The sequence below is a fragment of the Candidatus Thermoplasmatota archaeon genome (assembly GCA_035541015.1).
In the GTDB taxonomy this organism is placed as follows: Archaea; Thermoplasmatota; SW-10-69-26; order JACQPN01; family JAIVGT01; genus DATLFM01.
Map to the genome: position 1 here is coordinate 1 of DATLFM010000017.1, position 4,332 is coordinate 4,332.

Annotated in this window: 6 protein-coding genes; 2 read left to right on the top strand and 4 right to left on the bottom strand. The window is 69.4% G+C overall.

Annotation, left to right across the window (positions count from 1 at the left end):
* Positions 1-208 precede the first annotated feature (208 nt).
* Positions 209-493: a DUF3175 domain-containing protein gene (locus tag VM681_01500; protein ID HVL86673.1), complete on the top strand. Its 285-nt coding sequence runs from the start codon at positions 209-211 to the stop codon at positions 491-493.
* Here the strand turns inward: VM681_01500 and VM681_01505 are convergent.
* Genes VM681_01505 through VM681_01520 form a run of 4 tightly spaced genes read right to left on the bottom strand, consistent with a single transcriptional unit; the run spans position 490 to position 3,775 of the window.
* The gene (locus tag VM681_01505) at positions 490-1,305 is read right to left on the bottom strand and encodes an ATP/GTP-binding protein (GenBank protein HVL86674.1); all 816 of its coding nucleotides are present in this window, start codon (positions 1,303-1,305) and stop codon (positions 490-492) included. The genes VM681_01500 and VM681_01505 overlap by 4 nt on opposite strands.
* 1 nt (position 1,306) lies before the next feature.
* Positions 1,307-2,683 carry a phosphoribosylamine--glycine ligase gene (gene purD, locus VM681_01510; GenBank protein ID HVL86675.1) on the bottom strand — a complete coding sequence of 459 codons (1,377 nt, stop codon included), beginning with the start codon at positions 2,681-2,683 and terminating at the stop codon, positions 1,307-1,309.
* 1 nt (position 2,684) lies between these two features.
* Entirely contained in the window at positions 2,685-3,197 is a 513-nt protein-coding gene (gene pyrE, locus VM681_01515) for an orotate phosphoribosyltransferase (protein HVL86676.1), read from the bottom strand.
* A complete protein-coding gene (locus VM681_01520) occupies positions 3,194-3,775 on the bottom strand; it encodes a CDP-2,3-bis-(O-geranylgeranyl)-sn-glycerol synthase (protein HVL86677.1) in 582 nt (193 codons plus the stop codon). The genes pyrE and VM681_01520 overlap by 4 nt, the downstream gene beginning before the upstream one ends.
* 78 nt (positions 3,776-3,853) lie before the next feature.
* Between VM681_01520 and VM681_01525 the strand changes: the two genes are divergently transcribed.
* Positions 3,854-4,204 (top strand): nucleotide pyrophosphohydrolase, encoded by a 351-nt coding sequence (locus VM681_01525; protein HVL86678.1) that lies wholly within the window; start codon positions 3,854-3,856, stop codon positions 4,202-4,204.
* The last annotated feature ends 128 nt before the right edge of the window (positions 4,205-4,332 follow it).

Sequence of the window (4,332 nt, forward strand, 5' to 3'; positions counted from 1 at the left end):
GGCCAGAAGCGGGCGAGGTGAGGTTGCCATGCGGTTGCCTCCCGGACCCCAGTTCGCCTGGCCGCTTAAGAGGTTTGCTGTGGACGGGGCGCGCCGACTCCGGCGTCCGTCCCGAAAGCAACACGCGCTTGGGCACAAACCTCTTGCCGTGGCGCAACACATCCGCGATCGGCCAAGGGGTCGCGCCGGTGGATCGCGGCGCAACTGGATACGACGGGTCATGCGCACGAGCGACGCCCTCGACCTCGAGAGAGGCGTGTTCACGCGGGCGAGCCCCCGCGCCATCGCCCGGAGCCTCAAGCGCTCGGCCGAACGCAGCGGCCGGCGCAAAGCCGCGCCCTTCCGCTCGGCCATGTCCATGCTGGTGTTCTACCAGAACCGCGCAGGACGCGCGCTCTCTTCCGCCCAGCGGGAGAAGCTCGACCGCGCCAAGGACGAGCTTCGAGCTCTGTTCGGGCGGCCGCGCAAGAGCGGCGAGGCGCGACGATCCTAAGGGCCGTCGCGCCCGTCGCGACGCTCGGGCGGCTCGACGCCGCTTTCGATGTCCTCGCCCCCGGCGAAGGAGTTCTGGAGGAACGAGTACACGTCCTCGAGACCTTCCATCGTCTGGCCCGAGACGGGCGTGAGGCGCGTGTACGTGCCAAGCTCGCGCAGCACGCGCAGCATGCTGAGGTTGAGCTCGTGGTACATGCCGACCTGGCGCGTGAGCTCGTCGTAGAGCGTATCCGTGTCGTCCATCCACCCGAGGACGCGCGCGAGGTCCTCCTTGCCCACGAGGTCCGACTTCGAGAGGAGGTTGAGAAGCGGAAGCTGGAAGCGGAACTGGGCCGTGGCCGCAAGCATCATCTGCGAGACAAAGCCGCTTGGTTCCTTGGCCAGGAACGGGTCGAGGAGGTAGCACAGGGCGCTCTCGCCGGGCGCGAGGAACTCGGTGAGGAACTTCCCCGACTCGCGGAAGAGCCACAGCTCGATCTGGCCGGGCGTGTCGAGGAGGACGTAGTCGGCGCGGTACCCGCCGATGATCTCCTTGATCTCCGGGGCGTTCAACGCCAGCATGTCGGCGGCGGCGACCTGCGCGCCGTTGGGGCCAAGCTCGTACTGCTCCATCACGTCCGAGAGGCGCACCCAATCGCGGATGTCGACGTCGGGATCGTACGGCAGCGACTCGGCGCCGGGATCGAGGTTCACCGTGATGGCGTCGAATCCCTGATTTGTCATCCACAGCTTGGCGGCGGCCGTGAGCTTGCTCTTGCCCGCGCCGGCCGTGCCGAGGACGTACACGTGGAGGTTGTCGATCTCGGCCACGTCAACCGCCCCGTACCTTCCGCATGTGCTCGACGCGCGCGTCCAGGAGCGCGCGCGTGCCGATGTCGTGGCGCACGCGGATTTCGCCCTTCACGTGCTTTAGCGCCTGCTCGACCTTGCGTTCGGCGTCCTCGATCGAGCCGCCCTTGGCGACGATGCCAAGCGCGCGGGATCCGGACATGGTGATCTTGCCCTCGCCCGTGGTCACGGCGGCGTAGTAGGTCTTTGCGCCCTGGGCTTCGATGGACTTCTCGTCCACCTCGACGGGCGTGTTGGCGCCGGCGCCGCCGGCGGCCGATGCCGCGGCCGACGGTGACGTGGACGCGCCGCGCGCGTCCACGGAATCCACGCCGTAGCCTTTGGGCACCACGTACTTGCAAACGGTCGCCGCGTCCTCGAAATGGACCTTCGTGCGGAGCTTGCCGGCGGCCATCGCCGCGCAGATCTCGGCGTAGTTGGACGAGAGGAGCGTGAGGACGTTCATCGCCTCCGGGTCGCCGAAGCGGGCGTTGATCTCGACGACCTTGGGCCCGGACTTCGTCAGCATGAACTGGCCGTAGACGGCGCCTCGGTAGGGTCGGCCCTCCTTGGCGAGCGCGTCGACGATGGCCTGCAGGATCCGCAGGGCCTCGTCGCGGTCCGCCGCCGCGAGGAACGGCAGGAGGCCTCCCCGGTCGGAATAGCTTCCCATGCCTCCGGTGTTCGCGCCGCGGTCGCCTTCGAGGGCGCGCTTGTGGTCCTGCACGCAGGGCATGGGCGCAAGGCGCGTGCCGTCGCAGAAGGCCATGAGCGTGAACTCCTCGCCCTCGAGCTTCTCCTCGATCACGACGGAGGCGCCGCCGATCCGCTCGGCGAGAACCTTCTCGGCGTAGGCGACGGCGTCGTCGGGCGTGGGCAGCTGGTCGCCGCTCACCTTCACGCCCTTGCCGCCCGTGAGCCCAACGGGCTTGACTGCAACCTCGCCCAGCGAGCGCACGTACTCGCGCAGGCCCTCGTTTGTCGAGAAGGACCGGGCCTCGACGGCTCCCGGCAGCGCGTGCCGCCGCATGAGGTCGCGCAGGAACGCCTTGTCCGTCTCGACCTCGGCGGCCGCCTTGCTCGGGCTTGCCACGGGAACGCGGGCTTTGGCAAGCGCGTCCGTCACGCCGGCGGCAAGTGGCGCCTCCGGCCCCACGACGGCCACCTGCGGCTGCCATTTGCGCGCGGCCGCTACCACGGTCTTCGCATCCGTCTCGTCCGCGATCTCGTAGGTGAGCGCGACACGCGTGATGCCGGGGTTTCGATTCTTGAGAACGGCCACGACCTCCGAGCCTCCGCGGACAATGGCTGCCGCCATGGCGTGCTCGCGCGCGCCACCGCCAAGAAGCAGGACCCGCACGCTATTCCCCCAGAAGCTCGCGGACGGTCGCAAGCGGGCGAAGCTCCACGCCGACGGCGGCAAGCGCCGGGATCGCGCCCTGGTCGCGGTCGACCACGACGGCGCCGCGATCGACGGTGAGGCCGGCTTCGCGCAGCACCTTCACCGTCTCGACGAGGCTTGCTCCGGTCGTGGCGACGTCCTCGACGAGGAGGACGTGCTGGCCCCGCTGGTGGACGCCCTCGATCCGGTTGCCCGTCCCGTGGCCCTTGGGACGCTTGCGCACGATGAGGAACGGGATGCGCGCTTCGAGGGAGACGGCCGTCGCGATGGGAACGGCGCCAAGCTCCATGCCGGCGACGAGGTCGTGGCCGTCGGCCATGGCCGCCACGCGCCGCGCGATCTCGCGCAAGATCTCCGGCCGGCAGGACGCCTTCTTGATGTCCACGTAGTAGCTCGACCGCTGGCCGCTGGCCAGCACGAACTGCCCGCGCTCGATCGCTCCCGCGGCCCGCAGCATGGCGGCAAGGGTCACCAGGGCACCTCCTTCTTCCCGAGGTAGTAGCCGAACCGGTTGGCGCCGACGTGCAGAAGCGGCGAGAGCACCACGACGACCGCAAGGACGGGCAGCGTGAAGCTCTCGAAGAACCAGTTGCGCGTCGCATGGCCCGACGCCACGGCCCAATGCGAGACGAGGAACGAGAACAGGAGAGCCCCCGCGACGAAATCCAGTTGGTCGAAGGGGAACCAGGACGAGCCGCGGGGCCGACCCGCGCGCCGCTTGAAGAAGCTCTTCACGAGGTCGCCCACCAGCGCGCCCGAGGCAAGCGCAAGGCCCGTGAACAGGTACGCCGGGCCGGCGCCAAAACCCGGCAACGCGCCCCCGGTCGCCGGCGCGGCGACGTTGAGAAGCGCGGCCGTGGCCACGCCCGCCGCGATCCCGGCCGCAAGGCCGCGCCAGGTCTTGCCGGGGCCAAACAGCGGCGTTCCGCGGAACGTGCGGCCGAAGTCGATGGGCGTCCCTCCGCCGGTGGCGACGGGCGTCATGTTGGCCACGTAGGCCGGGAGCATGAGCCAGATCGCCTGGAGCGGAACCAGCCACACGTCGGCCATCGCGGCGGGAAAGGCCCGCCCTCTTAAAACGGCTCCGCCGACGGCAGGTTCATCCCTCCGCCGGCCGCTTGCGGCGCGATGCCCGACTTCGAGTCGCTGCGGTCGCAGATCCGTGCGTTCGTGGACGAGCGCGACTGGTCGCAGTTCCACTCGCCCAAGGACCTCGCCGTCGGGCTCTCCGTGGAGGCCGGCGAGCTTTTGGAGAACTTCCAGTGGCGCGACCCGCGCGCGGACGAGTTGGCGCGCGACCCGAACCTCCTGCAGCGCGTCCAGGAGGAGGTGGCCGACGTCTTCATCTACACGGTCCTGCTCGCCGACACGCTCGGCTTCGACCTTCCCGGCGCCGTGGCCGGCAAGCTGGAGAAGAACCGCCAGAAGTATCCGGTCGAGAAGACGCGGGGAAAGGCGCTAAAGTGGAACGAGCTTTGAGCGCGCACGGGCGGCAGGGCCGGGTTCGCAAGGTATAAACCGGCGCAGCGTGGATGGTCCGGTCGGGTGCCGCCGTGAACGGGCGTCTTGTCGTCGCTCTTGGGCTTGCATTGAGCGTCTTTCTGGCC

Coding starts and splice junctions, on each gene's coding strand:
- VM681_01525 (HVL86678.1), top strand. CDS start 3,854: ATGCCCGACTTCGAGTCGCTGCGGTCGCAGATCCGTGCGTTCGTGGAC.
- VM681_01520 (HVL86677.1), bottom strand. CDS start 3,775: ATGGCCGACGTGTGGCTGGTTCCGCTCCAGGCGATCTGGCTCATGCTC.